Below are 17,213 nucleotides of genomic sequence, written 5' to 3' on the forward strand. Positions count from 1 at the left end.
AAATCGAACCATGAGTTATCTTGAACTTTCAAAAATCTCCAAGTACTTTAACAATCCAGAAGGTGAGGGCGAACCGCTCTGTGTTTTCAAAGATGTCGATTTGAAAATCAATGAAAGCGAGTTCATCACCGTTGTCGGTCATTCGGGTTGCGGTAAGAGCACCATGCTCAATATCATCGCGGGACTCGACGAAGCCTCCGAGGGTGGGGTGATTTTGGAAGGGAGAGAAGTGAACAGCCCTGGGTTGGACCGAAGCGTAGTGTTTCAAAACTTCGCGCTGATCCCGTGGATGACGGTTTATCAGAATATCCGCCTAGCCGTGAAGGCCGCCAATCCTGACTGGAACAAGGATAAGATCAGGGAATACTCCTACAAGTACATCGACTTGGTCAATCTTCGCCAAGCGGCCAATAAGCGGCCCTCCGCGCTTTCAGGTGGCATGAAACAGCGAGTCGGGCTGGCCAGGGCGTTTTGCATCAACCCCAAGGTCCTGCTGTTGGACGAACCCTTCGCTCAGATCGACGCCCTCACTCGGGGCGTCATCCAGGATGAACTTGTCGAAATGTGGAATGCCTCGAAAAATACGGTGTTCATGGTCACTCATGATGTGGACGAGGCCATTCTTTTAAGCGACCGGGTGGTCTTGATGACGAACGGGCCCAACGCCCGCATCGGAGAAATCATCGAGATCGATATTCCGCGTCCGAGGGAGCGCACGACCATTATCGACCATCCCCACTATTACAAGATCCGGAACCACATCATTCATTTTCTTATAGAACGTTCGCAAAAAATGTCCGGAGCCGCCAAATCCGATGCCGATGCCGAGCAGGCACCACCGCCGTCTGAGGGTTCGCGTGTGGTGCATTTTAGGGATGAAGCTTCGGAGTCTGAACCCCATCTTCGGGCAATTCAATAAGGTTTTAAACGTCATTTTCAATCAAAGGAGACTCACCGATGGATAAAAAAGAACTGGTAAAAAAACTTCTGGAAGCTAAGGAGAAATCCGGGAAAACCTATGATCAGATCGCGGACAAGCTGGGAGTGGCCAACGGTTACGTGGCACAACTGTTTCAGGCGCAAGCGCAATTGACACCGCCGTTGGACAAGAAACTTAGTAGGGTGGTCCCCGGTTTGACCAAGGACCTGTTGAAGGAAATGTCCAAATGCCCCATGCGGTCCTACAATCCCACGCTCCTTCAGGAACCGAACGTTTACCGCATGACTGAAGTTTGCCTGCACTATGGCGAAGGCATCAAAGCCGTCATGAACGAGAAATTCGGCGACGGTATCATGTCCGCAATCGATTTCCGGCTGACAATTGACAAGGTCAAGGGAGATAAAGGGGAGGATCGCATGGTCGTTACCATGAACGGCAAATTCCTGCCTCACATCATCCAAACTATGTAGGCGACCGCGGGTCTAACGGATTCAACCCTTAGTCGAAGCGGGCGAAAGAAGAAAAAATTCCTCCCCCTGATCCGCTCTCAAAAACAGATCAAGATCATATACAAGATTTGGATCAAAAACCCAATGATTGGGGAGGAAAAAATGGGTAGAAAGTCCGTCGCACATTAATATTAGGTCCAGCTGCACGCTGGTGGACCCGAGGGGGAAAACGTCGCCAATATGAATCTCGGTTTCTGTCAATCCGGTCACACTTAAATTTTCACCAAAAGCACCCGAAACTCAATGCCTGTTTCAACTCCTTTTCCCAGAAAGGAAGAGAGCCGTCTCTAAAAAAAGGTTTGGATTTATTGATGAGGGGAAATGCTATATCCAGCTGATTCCGGTGATAAAATTTCTGGAGCCAGCTTTTAAATTGGGCAGGGAGTATCCTCCTTCCTGCACAAGCATGGAGACAAAGCAAACATCCTTTCTTTCATAAAAAATATTCTGGGTACCGTTTCCATGATGATAATCAATGTCCAGAACAGCCACTCGGTTTTCTTTCGATAAATAATGCGCGGCTATGGCGGTACTGTTCAGGTAACAAAATCCTCCGAACACTCTTCGCTCGGCATGGTGGCCCGGCGGGCGGCACAGCACATAAACCAGATCCTGGGCCTGATGGAAATTTTTCCTATCTGCGCTGCATATTCGGGAGAATAAGGAAGAGAATCCTGATATAATTCTAATACCGCGCCCAGTCTTTCTTTGTCCCCGAGCGTCGAGACCTGATACAATCTGCGAAACTGAATCATGAGTTTTTCCCGTGTGATATTTTTTCTTTCCTAAACAGCGAATAATATAATATCTTCATAGAAACTATCTACAGATAAGATAGTCATGATCAATTTCCATATTTCTCAGGTGAAAATATAAGTGGAGAGGCAAAAGCCGCAGGACCCGATTAAAAATTCCGCAAAAACCAGTTCCCCCGCAAAAAAAACCAAACTCACTCCCGTAAGGACCCTCGGCCCTGTTTCGGATCTGGAACGCCATCTCCCTCCGGAATGGTGGAAAGACATTTTCAATTCATTGTATTTGAAAACTGACGGCGACGTGGTCGAAAACGATTTGAACACAGTCCGCGATATTGACTGGGTCATCAAAACCACGGGGATTCAACCAACAGACCATATTCTGGACATGTGCTGCGGACAGGGACGGCATTCGCTGGAACTTTCTGGCCGGGGTTATCTGAATGTTTCGGGACTGGACCGGTAACGGTATCTGGTCCGGCTGGCACGCAAACGGGCCAAACGGCGCGGGTTGAAAGTCCAGTTTTCCGAAGGCGACGCACGCAAACTCAGCAGTCTGGAAAGCTCCAAAGACTGCATCATCGTGATGGGCAATTCATTTGGATATTTTGAGCGTGAAGAAGATGACATTTCAATATTGGAGTCCATCAAGCACAGCCTCAAATCGGAAGGCAGGCTGGTACTCGATATCGTCGACGGGGTATGGATGGCAACGAATTTTGAACCCCGGTCCTGGGAGTGGATCGACAAAACCCACTTCGTTAACCGGGAACGGTCCTTGACTCAGGACCGAAAGCGCATCATTTCGCGCGAGGTGATCACAAATTCCGAGATCGGCGTCCTGGCCGACCAGTTTTACGCAGAGCGGCTTTACACCTTTGATGAAATCACCCAACTTCTTACGAAGCTGGGTTTCACCCACATACAATCCCACGGCAACCTAGTTTCGGAGTCCACGCGCGGACAGGATCTGGGCATGATGGCTAACAGGCTGTTCATCACCGCCATGGGCCCGGTCAAAATCGCCGCCAAACCCCCGGCAAAAAAAGAAACCCGTCTCGTCACTGTTCTCATGGGGGATCCACGTCTTCCCGATACCGTTAAAAAAGACGGCAAGTTCAATGAAGAGGACATAGAGACCATCAATATTCTTAAACGCAATCTTGAGAAACTCTCGGAATATAAATTCACCTATCTCGACGATCATAAATCAATTATCAAGCAAATCACCAGCAAGTCTCCCGGACTGGTCCTGAATTTGTGCGATGAAGGTTACAACAATGATCCCACCAGGGAGTTGCATATCCCCGCCCTTCTGGAACTTTTGGATGTCCCTTATACCGGGGCGGGGCCAGGATGCCTCTGGCTTTGCTACAACAAGGCCAACGTCAGAGCTCTCGCCCAGAGTCTGGACGTGAGCGTTCCGATGGAAACGTATTTTGACCCTAACGATCATGCGGCCAACCTGCCTTCGTATTTTCCCGCGTTGCTCAAGCCCAATTGCGGTGACAGCTCAATCGGCATCACCCCTAAAGCAGTGGTTCATAACGCAGAGGAATTGCTCAGTTACCTGGATTATTTACGGGAAATCCTTCCGGGCGTTCCCATCCTCATACAGGAATATCTTCAGGGTGCTGAATACAGCGTCAGCCTGATCGGCAATGCAGATAAGTTTGAGGTTCTGCCCATACTGGAAGTAGATTACAGCGATTTGCTCCCGAATTTACCGCCGATTTTGTCTTACGATTCCAAATGGCTCCCGGATTCGCCTTACTGGAATCGCATCCATTACAAGGAAGCGAAACTGGACGAGGAGAACTATCGCAAGCTGATGAACTTTTCGAGCCGGTTGTTCGAACGATTGGAGTGCAAGGATTATGCCCGCTTCGATTACCGCGCCGACGCGGAGGGAAACATCAAACTTCTGGAAGTCAATCCGAACCCGGGCTGGTGCTGGGACGGTAAATTGAACCTCATGGCCGGGTTTGCGGGTATGGAATACTGGCAACTTCTTGAGATGATTCTCCAGGCCGCGAGAGAAAGAATTGCTGGGAGTTGATGTTGACCCGGTATTTTCTCCATAGTGTCGGAAAATGAGTTTCACTCCCTACCAGCACCTTGAAAAACGTTTCAAACGGGTTGAGGTTCTCCGCAGCATCACTCACCTTTTGCGGTGGGATGCCGAAGTTCTGATGCCCCTGGGCAGTACAGGCATTCGTGCGGAACAATTGGCGTTGCTGGATACGGAATGCACGGCTATTCTCCTCTCCAAAAAAACTGCCGTGCTCCTGGATCGGGTCGAGTCCATCACCTATTCCCTGGATGATTGGCAGGAGGCCAATGTCCGGGAAATGCGCCGCCATTGGCAGCACGCCAATGCCATTCCCAAACGGCTGACCAACTCCCTGCACCGGGCCACCACCAAAGCTGAGGTGGTCTGGAGACAGGCCTGTCAGGAAAACAACTTCAAAATATTATCTCCACATCTTGATAGAGTAGTTGAAATTGTTCGTGAAAAGGCTCACTCGATGGGAGATGCCTTGAACTGTCTGCCTTACGATGCCCTGCTTGAAGAACATGATCCCGGCAGAAATACGTCCGAAATAGAATCCATATTTCAGCAACTGGGCTTGCACCTGCCACCATTAATCGACCAGATAATAAATAAACAGGCCGCAAATCCCCCGCAAGTCATTCGTGAAAAAATTTCAAAAGGAAAACAAAAAGACCTCAGCAAGCATCTGATGAAGAAAATGGGTTTCCCTTTTGACAAAGGCAGGCTGGATGAAAGCCTGCACCCGTTCACCGAAGGCACCTCGGAAGATCTCCGCATCACCTCATTGTTTGCGGAACACGACTTCCTGCCAGGGTTGATGGGGATCCTTCACGAAACCGGCCATGCCATGTATGATTTTGGATTGCCCTCTAAATGGTTCTTTCAACCGGTGGGTCGCGATCGTGGAATGACCGTGCATGAAAGCCAGGCACTGCTTCTGGAAATGATGATAGGGCGAACTCAGGAATTTATGATCTTCGCCGCCCCGAGCCTGGTAAAAATTTTTGGAGTTTCCGGGGTTGCCTGGGAACCCGAAAACCTGTTTCGAATTGCAACCCAGGTAAAAAGAAGTTTTAACCGGATGAACGCAGACGAGGTAACCTATCCCCTGCATATTCTGATGAGATATGAATTGGAAAAGGAAATATTTTCAGGATCGCTGCGTATAAAGGATTTACCCGAAGCCTGGAATGAAAAATTCAGACAACGGATGGGCATCATTCCCGACAACTGCAACCAAGGGTGCTTGCAGGATTCACACTGGCCGGCGGGGTATTTCGGGTACTTTTCAACTTATGCCCTGGGAGCCATCATGGCGGCACAGCTTTTCAGCACCCTGAAAAAAGAGCAGCCCCATATCATGTCCGAAATTCAACAAGGAACTTTTGAGACCTTATTCAGTTGGTTGAACAGTAAAGTTTATCAGCATGGTGCAAAATTATCGAGCCAGGAACTCTTGCAACAAGCCACTGGGGAACAATTGAATCCCACCTCATATTTAAAATATTTACGGGAAAAATATCTCGGTGCATAAAATGATCCCTTTAATATCTTACAAGAATTAAAGATTGGATTATTCTATTCGCCCCCACCCATTTCCTGAGGATTGAAAAACTGATAACAGTTTTTTCCCTGTTTTTTGGCGAGATACAGGGCATCGTCTGCATGTTTTAAAAGGGTGGTGCTGTTTTCCCCATCCCTGGGATAAAGAGCGACCCCCACACTGAGGGTGATCCTGAGTTCATGCTCCTGAATATGCAAAGGCTGGCTCACCGCATGCAGGAGCTTTTTTGCCAGTTGGTCGACATCGCTTGGAGAATTGATTTCCGGTAACAGGAGAATAAATTCATCGCCTCCCAATCGTGCGACGGTGTCCTGATTACGAAGGCAATTTTTTAATCGTGCCCCGATCCCCTTTAACACCTGATCCCCCACTCCATGCCCCAAATTATCATTTATCTTTTTAAAATGATCAAAATCAAGAAATAAAACCGCCAACAGGCTCTGACTGCGTTGCGCCTGGGCCAATGCCATTTCGAGTCGGTCATTAAGCAAAATACGATTGGGAAGTCCCGTCAATGCATCGTGATAGGCCATATTCCTGATCAGACCCTCCGTTCGCTTCCGCTCCAACTCCGCCCCTGCCCTGGCCGCAAATAGTTTCAGAATAGACAGGGTCCGTTGTCGATCGGCCATGGGTTTTTCGTCCATGATCGACAAATGCCCGATGATCTTACACTTGGAGTCAAAACAGGGAACCGCCGCATAACTTCTGATGTCTCCGGTTGAGAAACTCAAATGACCATTGAAATTATTCTGTGTGGAATCAGGATTGAAAGAAACCATTCCTGCCAGCACATCTTCAAAAGGAGTATTTTTAATGGTAAACATTTGATCTCTTAAAAATTCGCCGTCATTCCAACCCGCTACAATAGAACATTCCGATGAGTTGTAACCCAACATTTCAGACACAAAAACTTTACTAACCCGGAGCGCCGTCGCGAGATGGCTAACAAGGGACTGAAAAAAATCATCTCCCACTCGCGAGGAGGTCCCTTCTATAATGGAATGGAAGGCCGTCTCATCATTGTGACGCCGAATCTCACACCCAATATTCGCCGCCACAGCTTTTAAAAGAGATTCTTCATTCTTGGACCATTTCCTTTCGGATTGAGAATCTCCAAAGGTGATGAATCCCCAAAATGCTTCATCAATAATTACAGGAACCAATGAGAGCAATGAAATGCCCCGCTGTTGAATAGTTTCCGCAATTTTTTGGGGTAAGTCTTTTACCAGAATTTGAACAAAATTATCCGCCTTCAAAGAATTAAAGCAGTCTTCCATTTGTAAATTTTGAACCGTTTGGTTATGAAAGGAACCCTCAAGGTTTTCTTTGCGAACGGGCCCCTGATTCCAGAAAAAACATTTTACAAATTTTTTCGATCCATTGGCGCCTTCATTACCCTGGTAAATTTCAACAATTTTTACTTTCAATGCCTTACCCAGAATATCCAGAGCTTTTGCAATTGCCTCCTGATGATTTTTTAAAATCAATAAACAATTTGTAGCGTCTGAAATGGCTTGCAACAACTGGTCCTGTACGCTTAAGGTATTTTCAGCCCTACGGCGCTGGTCGGCCTCCTCATGAATTCTGAGGGCCTGATGAATCGCATGGGATAAAGATTTAGCAGACAAACTCGACTTTCCAAGGTAATCGGTGGCTCCGGATTTCATAACTTCAACGGCTATTTCTTCATCCCCCTGGCCTGTCAGGAAGATAATGGGAAGGGTATAACCCTTTTCCCGGACACTGCGTAGCAACTCCAACCCATTCTTTTCCCCCAGCCGGAAATCAAAAAAGCAAAAATTATAGTCGTTATTTTCAAGGTGGGATAAAGCATCGGAGGCGGAAGAAGCCCAGTCAAAATGTAGATTTGTGGCGGGGAATCCATCTCGAATGAATTCTCTGATCAGGATGACATCGTCTTCATCATCTTCCGCGAGTAATATTTTTAGATTTGGAAACTGCATATGTGGGGATATTAAATTTTGAGTTGGAGAGCCTTTCTTTAATGTTAATTACTATTTGAAATAAAATCAATTAATTCCAAAATGATGGAGCCTTTGACAACAAGCAAAGCAATTGAAAAAACACCACTTGTCTTCTAATTGAGTTTTATTTCAAAGCATCCACAAATACATGAAATGCGGGGATAACTTATCCAGATTGAGGCCCAGGTCGATATTTATTAAATTGACAGTCGGGGACGCAGGCAATGCGGAGTAGACGCTAGACTTGTACTCTCCGGGCCGGTGATAGGTAACCACTTTGATTTCGGACACTCCAAGCTCCTTCTTGATGAGATCCAAAGTATCGTCAAGGTAGCCAATTTTATCGATCAACTTTGCATCCAAAGCCTGCTTCGCATTATAGACCCTGCCATCTGCAAGCGGTTTCACTTGCGCCAACTCAAGGCCCGGTCGATTCTCGGCGATCACTTCTACAAAACGGTTGTGAAAACTATCGATGGTAAACTGAAACAACTTCAATTCTTCTTCAGTCAGAGGACGCAGAGGAGAAAGGAAATCTTTTTTATCACCCGATTTAACGACTTCCCAATCAACGCCAATTTTTTTCATCAATCCATCAACATTGACCTTCATGGCAATGACCCCGATGCTCCCCGCCAGCGACGTTGGATGCCCCATGATGGTGTCGCCAGCCATCGCAATATAGTATCCACCTGAAGCCGCAAGATCGACAATCGATACGTAAACTTTTATTTTTTTCTTTTCTTTAAATCTCTTAATCTCATGATAAATAATATCGCTGGAAGTCACCGTGCCGCCGGGGCTGTTAATTCGCAAAAGCAGGGCTTTGATATTGTCATCCTCCTCAGCCTTCATCAAACTTTCACGAACTCTTTCAACCATTCCCATTTTTATCGGAAATCCCGTGAGAGAGCGCTCCGACTTATTACTTATGAGGCCCTGGATATCCATCAAAAGAACCTTATCGGCCCCCTTGCCCATAATGACTTTTTCTTCAAACGGCTTTATTGAGGGGCCCAGATTAAACGACGCGCATCCGCTAGCTGTCATCATCAGCATTAAAATAATAATGTTTTTAAAACCCAGCCTCATTGATTTAGCCACGCTTCCCTCGATTTAATGGTTTTAATTATCTAAAAGACTATAAAAGGGTTTTAAACTTGTTAAAATAATTTCGGCTTCCTCTTTAGGGTGTTCATCAAACGTTTCTTCGATGCGGCTCCATGTTTTTTGAATGATGTCGTAATTGCGTTGCTCTTTCGGTTTCTGAACAGATTCAGCCAGTGAATGGAGAGCGTAAATCATTTCCTTCGTTTTAACGGTTTCTTTGGCCACCCGCATTCTCCATGCTTTCCGGGCGACAACATCATGCGATGAGGGAATTTGATTTTCCACTTTTTTTGCAAATTTTACCCGTTCGATGATTCCTTCATGCACTCCATTTGTAACAGTCTCATCGATATGATTTTCATTCATTTTGTCAAACATAATATGGATTTCCTGTAACACTTTTACCAAATGCATTTGATTGAGGGTTTCTCTGTCGATGCCATATTTTTCCTGCAGCTGGTCAGGACTGATCGAATTTGTGGTTTGCATCTCTACATCCAGAGTTTGAACCAGTTTGTCCATCATAGTCTCAAGATTTTCTTTATGCTTTAATGCCGTTTGTTCAATTCTGGCTTTAAATTCTTCGCTATTGCCCTTCAGGGTATACAACTGTTGATATTTTGTAACCATTTCCTGAATGATCAAATCCATTTCTTCATTTATTGTAGAAAGAACACGAATTTTACGATCTTCATTCAGGGTAAGTAGAAATTTAAGTCTGATTTTTTTTTCTATATTTAAAAGTTCCTTCGATATCCCCCGTAGCAATTTTTCATAAGAAGCATAAAGTTCATCCAGATGTTCTATGGAGTTTTTTTTATTATTTTTAGTTTGACGAATATTTATTTTCTTAGAGCGGACAGAATTTTCCTGAATCAGGGTAAATAGTTGTTCCCGGCACATTGTGTCAATTTTGGCATCTAGATCCTCCATAGGACTCGTTCTTTCTTTCCAGTAAAAATGATATGATTGGTTATATATCGAATTAATCCGAAGCTGATTTGACGCACCGACACCCTATTCCATAAAAATCCTTGGCATCATTATATCCGTAACGACTGCTCGACCGCATATATCCCGACAGGCTATTCCAGGCGCCACCTCGAATCACATGGTATTTTCCATTCTTAGGGCCTTTGGGGTTTTTGGATGGACTGATCTCGTAGTAATTTTTATCATACCAATCATATACCCATTCAGCAACATTTCCAGCGAGGTCATAAATATTGTCCGGAGTTTTACCCGCTGGCAGTTCCCCTACCTCCTTAAATACCTGCCCTTTCATGACGAAGCAACAACGCCCGAAATTGGCTTTGGAAGGATCTGGGGGTTCATTTCCCCAAGGATAAAGCCGACCTTCCTGGCCTTTAGCGGCTCTTTCCCACTCCGCTTCCGTAGGAAGTCGTTTTCCTGCCCAGGCACAATAATTTTGACAGCGTTTCCAAGTCAGGCCAAATACAGGTTTATGAGTCATATCCGGACGCACCTTTCGTCCATACCAACCCGTGATAGTAGGATGCACCTTGGGTTGATCGTCCATGTAGGCCTCAAAATCTTTGCCCGTCACTTCATATTGATCCATATAATAGGCGTCCAGTGTCACTGAATGAGAGGGACGTTCATCTTTCCGCCCACTCTCCTCCTGGTTCCCCATGATGAATTCTCCAGCGGGAATCAGAACCATTTTTGACCCTCTTTCAGCCGCCGCTATCAATGGAGCCATTACAAGAGTGATGGCCAGAATTAAACATAAAATTAACATCCGCGGCATGGGTTCAAACTCCAATTAAAAATATTGTACCTCTCTGGCAGAGGTATTATTATAAACAGTGATATCGCCTTCGTCAGGAGAAAATTTTTTATTATCTCCAGGGGTGATCTTTACTCCTGATTTATATTTCCCTCTCGGTCAGGCCAACCCTTTTACAGAAACTTTTGTGAGACTCATCAAAAAAATTGAAAACATTCTGGGAAGAATCGAAGCCCTCTCCGTTACATTATTGCTTTCTCTGATGATTCTCTTTTCCTTCACACAGGTCCTTCTACGTAATTTTTTTAATGATGCTATTCTGTGGGCGGATATTTTTACCAGGCAATTGGTATTATGGGTCGGTTTTTTGGGCGCTTCTCTTGCCGTCCGCGAAAACAAGCATATCTCCATTGATTTCCTCCCAAATATTCTACCCAAATCCTGGGGGAATTTTATTCAGTTTACCGTCAACCTGACAGCCGGAATTGTCAGCGGTTTTTTGGCCTTTGCAGCCTGGCGGTTTGTGCAGTTCGAGATGGATGGACAGGCCACGCTTTTCCTCGATACACCTGCATGGGTTTTTCAAGTCATCCTCCCTTACAGCTTTGGAATTATTTCAGTCCGGTTCCTTCTAAAAACAGTGCAGGTTATCCTATCACCAGAGAAGCCTAATTAAATGACCCTTCTCCTTATTGCGAGCATTGTCTTTCTGGCCTTCCTGGGTACCCCTTTGTATGCCATCCTCGGTCTTGCCGCCCTGCTGGCGTTTCATTCCGCCGAAATTGATCCGGCGGCCATATTTATCGAATTGTACCGGGTGACGAGCAATCCCACTCTTGTAGCGATTCCACTATTTACTTTTGCCGGGTTTATCCTTGCCAATGGGAAAACTCCCGACCGGCTGACCCGGCTTTCGCAGGCTTTTTTGGGCGGACTGACCGGCGGCGTGCCTTTGGTCGTCTTGGTTGCCTGCGCATTTTTTACCGCCTTCACGGGAGCCTCCGGCGTAACCATCATTGCTCTCGGCGGGCTTCTCTATCCCTTGATGATAAAGGAAATGTACTCAAAGAATTTTTCCCTTGGGTTGATGACTTCCTCCGGGAGTTTGGGTCTTTTATTTCCGCCCTCCATCCCCTTAATTCTATATGGTCTCATCGCCCAGGTGAGCGTGGATCAATTATTTTTAGCGGGGATCGTTCCCGGTACTTTGATGATTGCCATCATCGGCGCTTACAGCATCTTCAAAAGCAAAAGCTTGCAAATTAAGCAAAGGGCGTTCCAGTGGAATGAGGCCATCAGCGCGTTACGCGAAGCCATTTGGGAAGTCCCCCTGCCATTTATTATTTTATTTGGAATCTATGGGGGCATCATCACCGTGGGAGAAGCGGCGGCGGTCACGGTGGTGTACGTGATTGTCGTAGAATCTTTCATCTACAAGGATCTCCATCCCCTCCGCGATCTGCCGCGAATCATGCGGGAGAGCATGGTGCTGGTGGGCTCCATTCTTATTATATTGGGAACCGCAATGGGGTTCACCAATTACCTGATTGACGAGCAGATTCCCATGCAACTGCTCGACACCATGAAGCTTTACATCCACGACCCCTTGACCTTTCTCATTGCACTGAATGTGTTTCTGCTGATCGTGGGCTGTATGATGGATATATTTTCAGCCATCATCGTGGTGGTTCCGCTGATCATCCCCATCGCCAAGAATTTTGACGTCAATATGATTCATCTGGGAATCATATTTTTGACCAACCTCGAAATCGGATACTCGACGCCACCTGTAGGCATTAATCTGTTCATCGCAGCATCCAGGTTCCATGAACCCATCGTCAAACTTTATCGAGCCACCCTCCCCTTTCTAGGCCTAAGAATTCTGGGTCTTTTGGCCATCACCTATTTCCCCTTCCTCAGCCTGTTTCTACTGGATTGGTTTAAAAATTAAGAATCGTTTAAAAATTTAAGCTCGGCCCCCTCAGCCAACTTTGCCACAATATCGGGCTACCAATAGGCAAGCTCTAAACCACCATTTCTAAAGGGTTCTGTTAATCTCGGTTTCTCAAAGGCTTTGATCAATAGATTTGACAAAATTGACTTCACCCGCCAATATTATTAGTTCCACTCCACTAATATAAAAATCAACGGGATAGATCTAAATCCATGAACCGACGAAGTTTTTTAAAATCAATCGCTGGATTTACGGTTGGAATAGCCGGAGCTCATCTGGCGCTTCCTATAACAGCAAAATGCAAAATGCTTGCTCCGGTTACGGAAATTGTCGGCAAAACTTTTTTGGATCGACGAATCAAGAATAATATCGCCAAACTGAAACAGGCCAATCCCTGGTTAAAAATCGGAGAAACCCATTGCCATTCCATTTATTCAGACGGTACCTTTACGGTAGATCAGATCATGAACCGGGCCGCAAATTTAGGACTGGATTTCTTAATCATCACAGAGCATGTCACGCCCAAATACTTCCCTCTTGAGGATAGCCTGACATCTATCCAGGAGCGCTGGCGCTGCTGCCAGGAGTGGAAAAATCCGAAACTGTCTCCCATAGATGTATATCCGGCCTTTGAAGTGAGTACGGAGCAGGGTCATTTGATTCTGGTGATGGATCAGGATTACCTGAAACCCCATAATCTAAGCGATCTGAGAATTCAATTTTCTTCATGCGAAAAAAAAATGGTTTCCATGGAAAAAGCGGCTAAAATGGTTGAGCCATTTGGAGGGGTTTCAATCATTCCCCACCCAGATATTGAACGGAGCTACCCGTTTGGGGTTCCCATCTCGTTTGCAAAGCAAAACCTGACGGGATTGGTGGACGCCATTGAAGACATATCAACGGGGCACGGTTTTGATGAAAATTACTCAAAGGAACTCGGAATGGCCTCCATCGGCTCCAGTGACGACCATTTCAATCTTATCATTGGAACAACGGTGACCGGGTATGACTCCCGCCGCCACAAAAATTTCCTGTCTGCCGTCAAAGCCCGTGACACCCAGGCCATCAAAGTGAATGATTCTCTCGATGATCTCATGGACATGGCACGAATAATTTTATGAAATGACAAAACGGATTTTAAAACCTTCCCCTACTGACCCGATCCGCTACACAATTATATCCACCCCATTGGGCTTGACGGGAATTGCAGGTTCCCCTAGAGGGCTTTCAAAAATTATCCTGAAACTGCCCGGCGAATCCGATTTTAAAAAATATTTACAAAAATCCCACCTGGGCAACTTCGTATCGGACCCACCCTTCTTCGAAAATATAGTAAAACAATTGAATCTATATTTTGCGGGAAAATTGAAGAGCTTTACCTGCAGGATGGATTTAACCGGCGGCACACCCTTTCAACAAACGGTCTGGCGGCAATTGTCCACCATTCCTTATGGTAAAACTCATAGTTACCGCACTCTGGCTGAAGCCATCGCCCACCCACAGGCGTTTCGGGCGGTTGGCAATGCCAATGGGAAAAACCCCTTGCCACTCATCATCCCCTGCCATAGAGTGATCCGGGAAAATGGAGCGCTGGGAGGATATACCGGAGGATTGTCTATTAAAAAGTTTCTGCTGGATTTAGAAAGTACCTGAAATGCCATTATATCGGACCCGGGGAATCGTTTTACGCAGCTTCAACCTTTCTGAAACGGACAAACTCGTCACGTTCATGACCGAACGTTACGGCAAGATCAAGTGTGTTGCCAAAGCGGCACGAAAAATCAAAAGCCGACTCATCGGTTCTCTGGAACCGATGTCCTATGTTCACTTGATCTATTTCGGCAAGGAAAATCAGCAACTCCATCGCCTCAATCAAGCAGATATCATTCTATCCTTCCAAACGGTTCGCGAGGATTTTCTAAAACTGTATACTGGAATCTATATGAATGAGTTGGTGGACTGCATGGCTCCCGAGGGCCATCAGGAAGTAAACATTTTTAATCTTCTTCTGGATTCGCTGGGAGCCCTGCAAAGCCAGACCAATCTGGAGCCTCTGTGCAGGATGTTTGAAATACGTCTTTTGTCACTTTCAGGATATCGACCGGAATTAAACCAATGTACAATATGCCGCTCCAAAAGTGTCGATGGATGGATAGGATTCAGCTATAACAGACGCGGCATCGTTTGCGCGACCTGTATGAAGACAAATGAATCTGAGATAAAGCTCACGACGGGAACGTTGAATTATTTAAAGAAATTGCTCACTCTGGATATCAAATGTTCGGGCAGGCTTAAGTTTCCCAAGGGAATGGATGAAGAGATTGAGAAGGTCACTCATCGGCTCATTCGGGCGCATGTTGGGCGAGAATTGAAGTCCTATCCCTTCATCAAACAAATGGCTGCAATCGGGTAACCATTTTACTAAAAAGGAACGTCATGGCAAAAGTAATCATCAAAACAGAAAATGCGCCGGCGGCTATTGGCCCCTACGAACAGGGAATCGCCGCAAATGGTTTTTTATACACTTCCGGGCAAATTGCCCTCGAACCAGGGACAGGAAATTTTCGACAAGGTGAAATCGAAGAGGAAACCGAACTGACCATTAAAAATATCCAGGCTATTTTGGAAGCGGGGGGATTGTCACTCAAGCATGTTATCAAGACGACGGTGTACCTTACGGATCTGAATCATTTCGCCCGGATGAATACGATCTATGAAAACTTTTTCTCCGAGAGCAAACCCGCCCGCGCTTGTGTTCAGGTGGCCGCCCTTCCCAAAGGGGCCAAAGTTGAAATCGAAGCTATCGCCGTTTCCCACTAATAGTTCCCAGGAGCTCCTTATTTTATGGCAAAAAAAACAGGACAAAGAAATTTTTTCCGGGTCATGACCTTGATCGGAGTGGTTGTTATTGGTGGGCTGGGATACAGCTTTTTAGTGGCCGCTCCCAAATTGAATGATTCGGAATACCACAAAACTCCTTCATCCACGGAAACCTGTCTTCAATGTCATGTACGAAATGTGGATAAGGCCCCCATCATGCCTCACCGTCCCATGGGTTCCTGCACCTTCTGTCATCGGCCCAAGGAGCAATAGCATTTTCGAAATAAACGACCTCGCCACAAGCGGGCGAGGTGTCCGACAAAGTTATTTTTAATAATGCTTGGCAAACCACGGGAGATAAAACCTACTTGTGGGATTTAAAAATGTTGCAGTGGAGGTTTTCCAATCGGAAAAACGTTGAACCCGATTTCATGAAGTTTTTGATGGTCCAGATGATTTCTTCCGTCAAAAAGAAACGCTGGTTTTTCCATAGAATCAAAAATTTTCTTGTAATCCAGGGTTTTGTACTCCTCCCATGCCGTCATCAGGGCAATGCAATGAGCGCCTTTGGCCGCTTCGTAAGGATCTTCCACATAATCTATATTATTAAGTCCAGCAAGATCTTTTTTTGCATTTTCCAAAGCGTGCGGGTCGGTAATACTGAGGTGCGCCTTTTCTTCCACTAATTGCTGGCTTAAGTAAATCGCAGGGGTGTCACGGGTATCTCCGGTATCCGGCTTGAAAGCAAATCCAAAGACTGCGATTTTCTTGCCCACCAAAGTATTGAACATGGCTCTGAGTATTCGTTTGACAAACCGTTTGACCTGATAATCATTGATTGATACCACCTGCCGCCAGAAATCGGCGATCTCATTCAAGCGATAATATTCGCAAAGATAAACCAGGTTAAGGATATCCTTCCGAAAACACGAACCGCCAAATCCGATTCCAGCCTGGAGAAATTTTTCGCCGATGCGGCTGTCCTTGCCCACCGCAAAAGCCACTTCACTCACATCCGCTTCTGTAGCTTCACAAATGGCGGAAATACTATTGATGGATGATATGCGTTGCGCAAGAAACGCATTGGATACCAATTTAGACAGTTCACTACTCCATAGATTGGTAGTGATTAACTTTTCTTTTGGAACCCAGTGGGAATAAATTTTCATCAACTCATCCCTTGCAACTCTTCCCGTTGGAGTATCTTTTGAACCAATCAATACTCTATCCGGATTCTCCATGTCGTTGATAGCCGTTCCTTCGGCCATGAATTCCGGATTGGAAAGAATCTCAAAATGCACGGAATTGTTTCCTGAGTGCAAAATCGCTTCCAGTGCTTCTGCGTTGCGGACAGGAAGGGTGCTTTTTTCTATGACGATTTTGTCGGACTTTGAGTTTTCCTTTATGCGCCGTGCAGTCAGTTCCACGAATTGCAGATCTGCCGCCTTGCCCGCGCCTTCGCCAAATGTTTTGGTCGGGGTGTTGACCGAAACAAAAATAATATCAGCTTCGGCAATTTCCTTGTCAACTTCGGTGGAAAAAAATAGATTTTTCCCTCGTGACTTTAAAACCCGTTCTTTTAAGCCAGGCTCATAAATAGGAAGACTATCTGAGTTCCAGGCATCAATTCGAGGTTTGGCAATATCGACGATCGTGACTTTATAATCCGGGCATTTATTGGCGATAATGGTCATCGTTGGACCGCCTACATACCCCGCACCAATGCATACGATTTTCTTGTAAAAATTACCATTGCTCATCAGCGAC

Annotated in this window: 18 protein-coding genes and 1 pseudogene; 12 read left to right on the plus strand and 7 right to left on the minus strand. The window is 45.9% G+C overall.

The window, feature by feature from the left end:
• The first annotated feature begins 10 nt into the window (after positions 1-10).
• Together O3C58_04685 and cynS are read left to right on the plus strand one after the other, a co-directional pair.
• Positions 11-919: a nitrate ABC transporter ATP-binding protein gene (locus O3C58_04685; GenBank protein MDA0691160.1), complete on the plus strand. Its 909-nt coding sequence runs from the start codon at positions 11-13 to the stop codon at positions 917-919.
• A 38-nt stretch (positions 920-957) separates the two neighbouring features.
• On the plus strand, positions 958-1,410 hold the full coding sequence (gene cynS / locus O3C58_04690; protein ID MDA0691161.1) for a cyanase: 453 nt from the start codon (positions 958-960) through the stop codon (positions 1,408-1,410).
• Between the two features lie 447 nt (positions 1,411-1,857).
• On the opposite strand, the pseudogene O3C58_04695 reads toward cynS, so the two are convergent.
• Together O3C58_04695 and O3C58_04700 are read right to left on the minus strand one after the other, a co-directional pair.
• A pseudogene (locus O3C58_04695) lies at positions 1,858-2,064 on the minus strand (acetylpolyamine amidohydrolase).
• On the minus strand, positions 1,986-2,204 hold the full coding sequence (locus O3C58_04700) for a hypothetical protein (protein MDA0691162.1): 219 nt from the start codon (positions 2,202-2,204) through the stop codon (positions 1,986-1,988). Before O3C58_04700 ends, O3C58_04695 begins: the two are co-directional and overlap by 79 nt.
• Positions 2,205-2,325: 121 nt before the next feature.
• Between O3C58_04700 and O3C58_04705 the strand changes: the two genes are divergently transcribed.
• Genes O3C58_04705 through O3C58_04715 form a run of 3 tightly spaced genes read left to right on the plus strand, consistent with a single transcriptional unit; the run spans position 2,326 to position 5,794 of the window.
• The gene (locus O3C58_04705; protein MDA0691163.1) at positions 2,326-2,670 is read left to right on the plus strand and encodes a hypothetical protein; all 345 of its coding nucleotides are present in this window, start codon (positions 2,326-2,328) and stop codon (positions 2,668-2,670) included.
• A gap of 45 nt (positions 2,671-2,715) precedes the next feature.
• Positions 2,716-4,263 (plus strand): D-alanine--D-alanine ligase, encoded by a 1,548-nt coding sequence (locus O3C58_04710; GenBank protein ID MDA0691164.1) that lies wholly within the window; start codon positions 2,716-2,718, stop codon positions 4,261-4,263.
• A 34-nt stretch (positions 4,264-4,297) separates the two neighbouring features.
• On the plus strand, positions 4,298-5,794 hold the full coding sequence (locus tag O3C58_04715) for a carboxypeptidase M32 (protein ID MDA0691165.1): 1,497 nt from the start codon (positions 4,298-4,300) through the stop codon (positions 5,792-5,794).
• A gap of 44 nt (positions 5,795-5,838) precedes the next feature.
• Here the strand turns inward: O3C58_04715 and O3C58_04720 are convergent, their stop codons facing one another.
• From O3C58_04720 to O3C58_04735, 4 genes are all read right to left on the minus strand, one after another.
• Positions 5,839-7,791: a diguanylate cyclase gene (locus tag O3C58_04720; protein MDA0691166.1), complete on the minus strand. Its 1,953-nt coding sequence runs from the start codon at positions 7,789-7,791 to the stop codon at positions 5,839-5,841.
• Between the two features lie 150 nt (positions 7,792-7,941).
• Positions 7,942-8,916, minus strand: coding sequence for a signal peptide peptidase SppA (gene sppA, locus O3C58_04725; protein ID MDA0691167.1), 975 nt, complete (start codon positions 8,914-8,916; stop codon positions 7,942-7,944).
• Between the two features lie 21 nt (positions 8,917-8,937).
• A complete protein-coding gene (locus O3C58_04730) occupies positions 8,938-9,855 on the minus strand; it encodes a hypothetical protein (protein ID MDA0691168.1) in 918 nt (305 codons plus the stop codon).
• Between the two features lie 52 nt (positions 9,856-9,907).
• On the minus strand, positions 9,908-10,693 hold the full coding sequence (locus O3C58_04735; protein MDA0691169.1) for an SUMF1/EgtB/PvdO family nonheme iron enzyme: 786 nt from the start codon (positions 10,691-10,693) through the stop codon (positions 9,908-9,910).
• A gap of 166 nt (positions 10,694-10,859) precedes the next feature.
• Here O3C58_04735 and O3C58_04740 point away from each other — a divergent pair, with 166 nt between their 5' ends.
• From O3C58_04740 to O3C58_04770, 7 genes are all read left to right on the plus strand, one after another.
• On the plus strand, positions 10,860-11,348 hold the full coding sequence (locus O3C58_04740) for a TRAP transporter small permease (GenBank protein MDA0691170.1): 489 nt from the start codon (positions 10,860-10,862) through the stop codon (positions 11,346-11,348).
• A complete protein-coding gene (locus O3C58_04745; GenBank protein MDA0691171.1) occupies positions 11,349-12,623 on the plus strand; it encodes a TRAP transporter large permease subunit in 1,275 nt (424 codons plus the stop codon).
• 215 nt (positions 12,624-12,838) lie between these two features.
• Positions 12,839-13,747, plus strand: a complete 909-nt coding sequence (locus tag O3C58_04750) for a hypothetical protein (GenBank protein MDA0691172.1) — start codon at positions 12,839-12,841, stop codon at positions 13,745-13,747.
• Position 13,748: 1 nt separating this feature from the next.
• A complete protein-coding gene (locus O3C58_04755; GenBank protein MDA0691173.1) occupies positions 13,749-14,279 on the plus strand; it encodes a methylated-DNA--[protein]-cysteine S-methyltransferase in 531 nt (176 codons plus the stop codon).
• A gap of 1 nt (position 14,280) precedes the next feature.
• Positions 14,281-15,039, plus strand: a complete 759-nt coding sequence (gene recO, locus O3C58_04760) for a DNA repair protein RecO (protein MDA0691174.1) — start codon at positions 14,281-14,283, stop codon at positions 15,037-15,039.
• Between the two features lie 23 nt (positions 15,040-15,062).
• Complete coding sequence (locus tag O3C58_04765) at positions 15,063-15,446, plus strand: RidA family protein (protein ID MDA0691175.1); 384 nt, start codon at positions 15,063-15,065, stop codon at positions 15,444-15,446.
• 24 nt (positions 15,447-15,470) lie between these two features.
• Positions 15,471-15,719 (plus strand): hypothetical protein, encoded by a 249-nt coding sequence (locus O3C58_04770; GenBank protein MDA0691176.1) that lies wholly within the window; start codon positions 15,471-15,473, stop codon positions 15,717-15,719.
• 104 nt (positions 15,720-15,823) lie between these two features.
• Here the strand turns inward: O3C58_04770 and O3C58_04775 are convergent, their stop codons facing one another.
• Positions 15,824-17,206: a nucleotide sugar dehydrogenase gene (locus tag O3C58_04775; GenBank protein MDA0691177.1), complete on the minus strand. Its 1,383-nt coding sequence runs from the start codon at positions 17,204-17,206 to the stop codon at positions 15,824-15,826.
• Positions 17,207-17,213: the final 7 nt, after the last annotated feature.

The organism is Nitrospinota bacterium (assembly GCA_027619975.1).
Lineage (GTDB): Bacteria > Nitrospinota > Nitrospinia > Nitrospinales > VA-1 > JADFGI01.

Excerpts from the sequence above, each read along its gene's own strand:
- O3C58_04745 (MDA0691171.1), top strand. The coding sequence starts at position 11,349 with ATGACCCTTCTCCTTATTGCGAGCATTGTCTTTCTGGCCTTCCTGGGT.
- O3C58_04755 (MDA0691173.1), top strand. The coding sequence starts at position 13,749 with ATGACAAAACGGATTTTAAAACCTTCCCCTACTGACCCGATCCGCTAC.
- O3C58_04750 (MDA0691172.1), top strand. The coding sequence starts at position 12,839 with ATGAACCGACGAAGTTTTTTAAAATCAATCGCTGGATTTACGGTTGGA.
- O3C58_04715 (MDA0691165.1), top strand. The coding sequence starts at position 4,298 with ATGAGTTTCACTCCCTACCAGCACCTTGAAAAACGTTTCAAACGGGTT.
- recO (MDA0691174.1), top strand. The coding sequence starts at position 14,281 with ATGCCATTATATCGGACCCGGGGAATCGTTTTACGCAGCTTCAACCTT.
- O3C58_04735 (MDA0691169.1), bottom strand. The coding sequence starts at position 10,693 with ATGCCGCGGATGTTAATTTTATGTTTAATTCTGGCCATCACTCTTGTA.
- O3C58_04770 (MDA0691176.1), top strand. The coding sequence starts at position 15,471 with ATGGCAAAAAAAACAGGACAAAGAAATTTTTTCCGGGTCATGACCTTG.
- O3C58_04685 (MDA0691160.1), top strand. The coding sequence starts at position 11 with ATGAGTTATCTTGAACTTTCAAAAATCTCCAAGTACTTTAACAATCCA.
- cynS (MDA0691161.1), top strand. The coding sequence starts at position 958 with ATGGATAAAAAAGAACTGGTAAAAAAACTTCTGGAAGCTAAGGAGAAA.
- O3C58_04720 (MDA0691166.1), bottom strand. The coding sequence starts at position 7,791 with ATGCAGTTTCCAAATCTAAAAATATTACTCGCGGAAGATGATGAAGAC.
- O3C58_04700 (MDA0691162.1), bottom strand. The coding sequence starts at position 2,204 with ATGATTCAGTTTCGCAGATTGTATCAGGTCTCGACGCTCGGGGACAAA.
- O3C58_04775 (MDA0691177.1), bottom strand. The coding sequence starts at position 17,206 with ATGAGCAATGGTAATTTTTACAAGAAAATCGTATGCATTGGTGCGGGG.
- O3C58_04765 (MDA0691175.1), top strand. The coding sequence starts at position 15,063 with ATGGCAAAAGTAATCATCAAAACAGAAAATGCGCCGGCGGCTATTGGC.
- O3C58_04730 (MDA0691168.1), bottom strand. The coding sequence starts at position 9,855 with ATGGAGGATCTAGATGCCAAAATTGACACAATGTGCCGGGAACAACTA.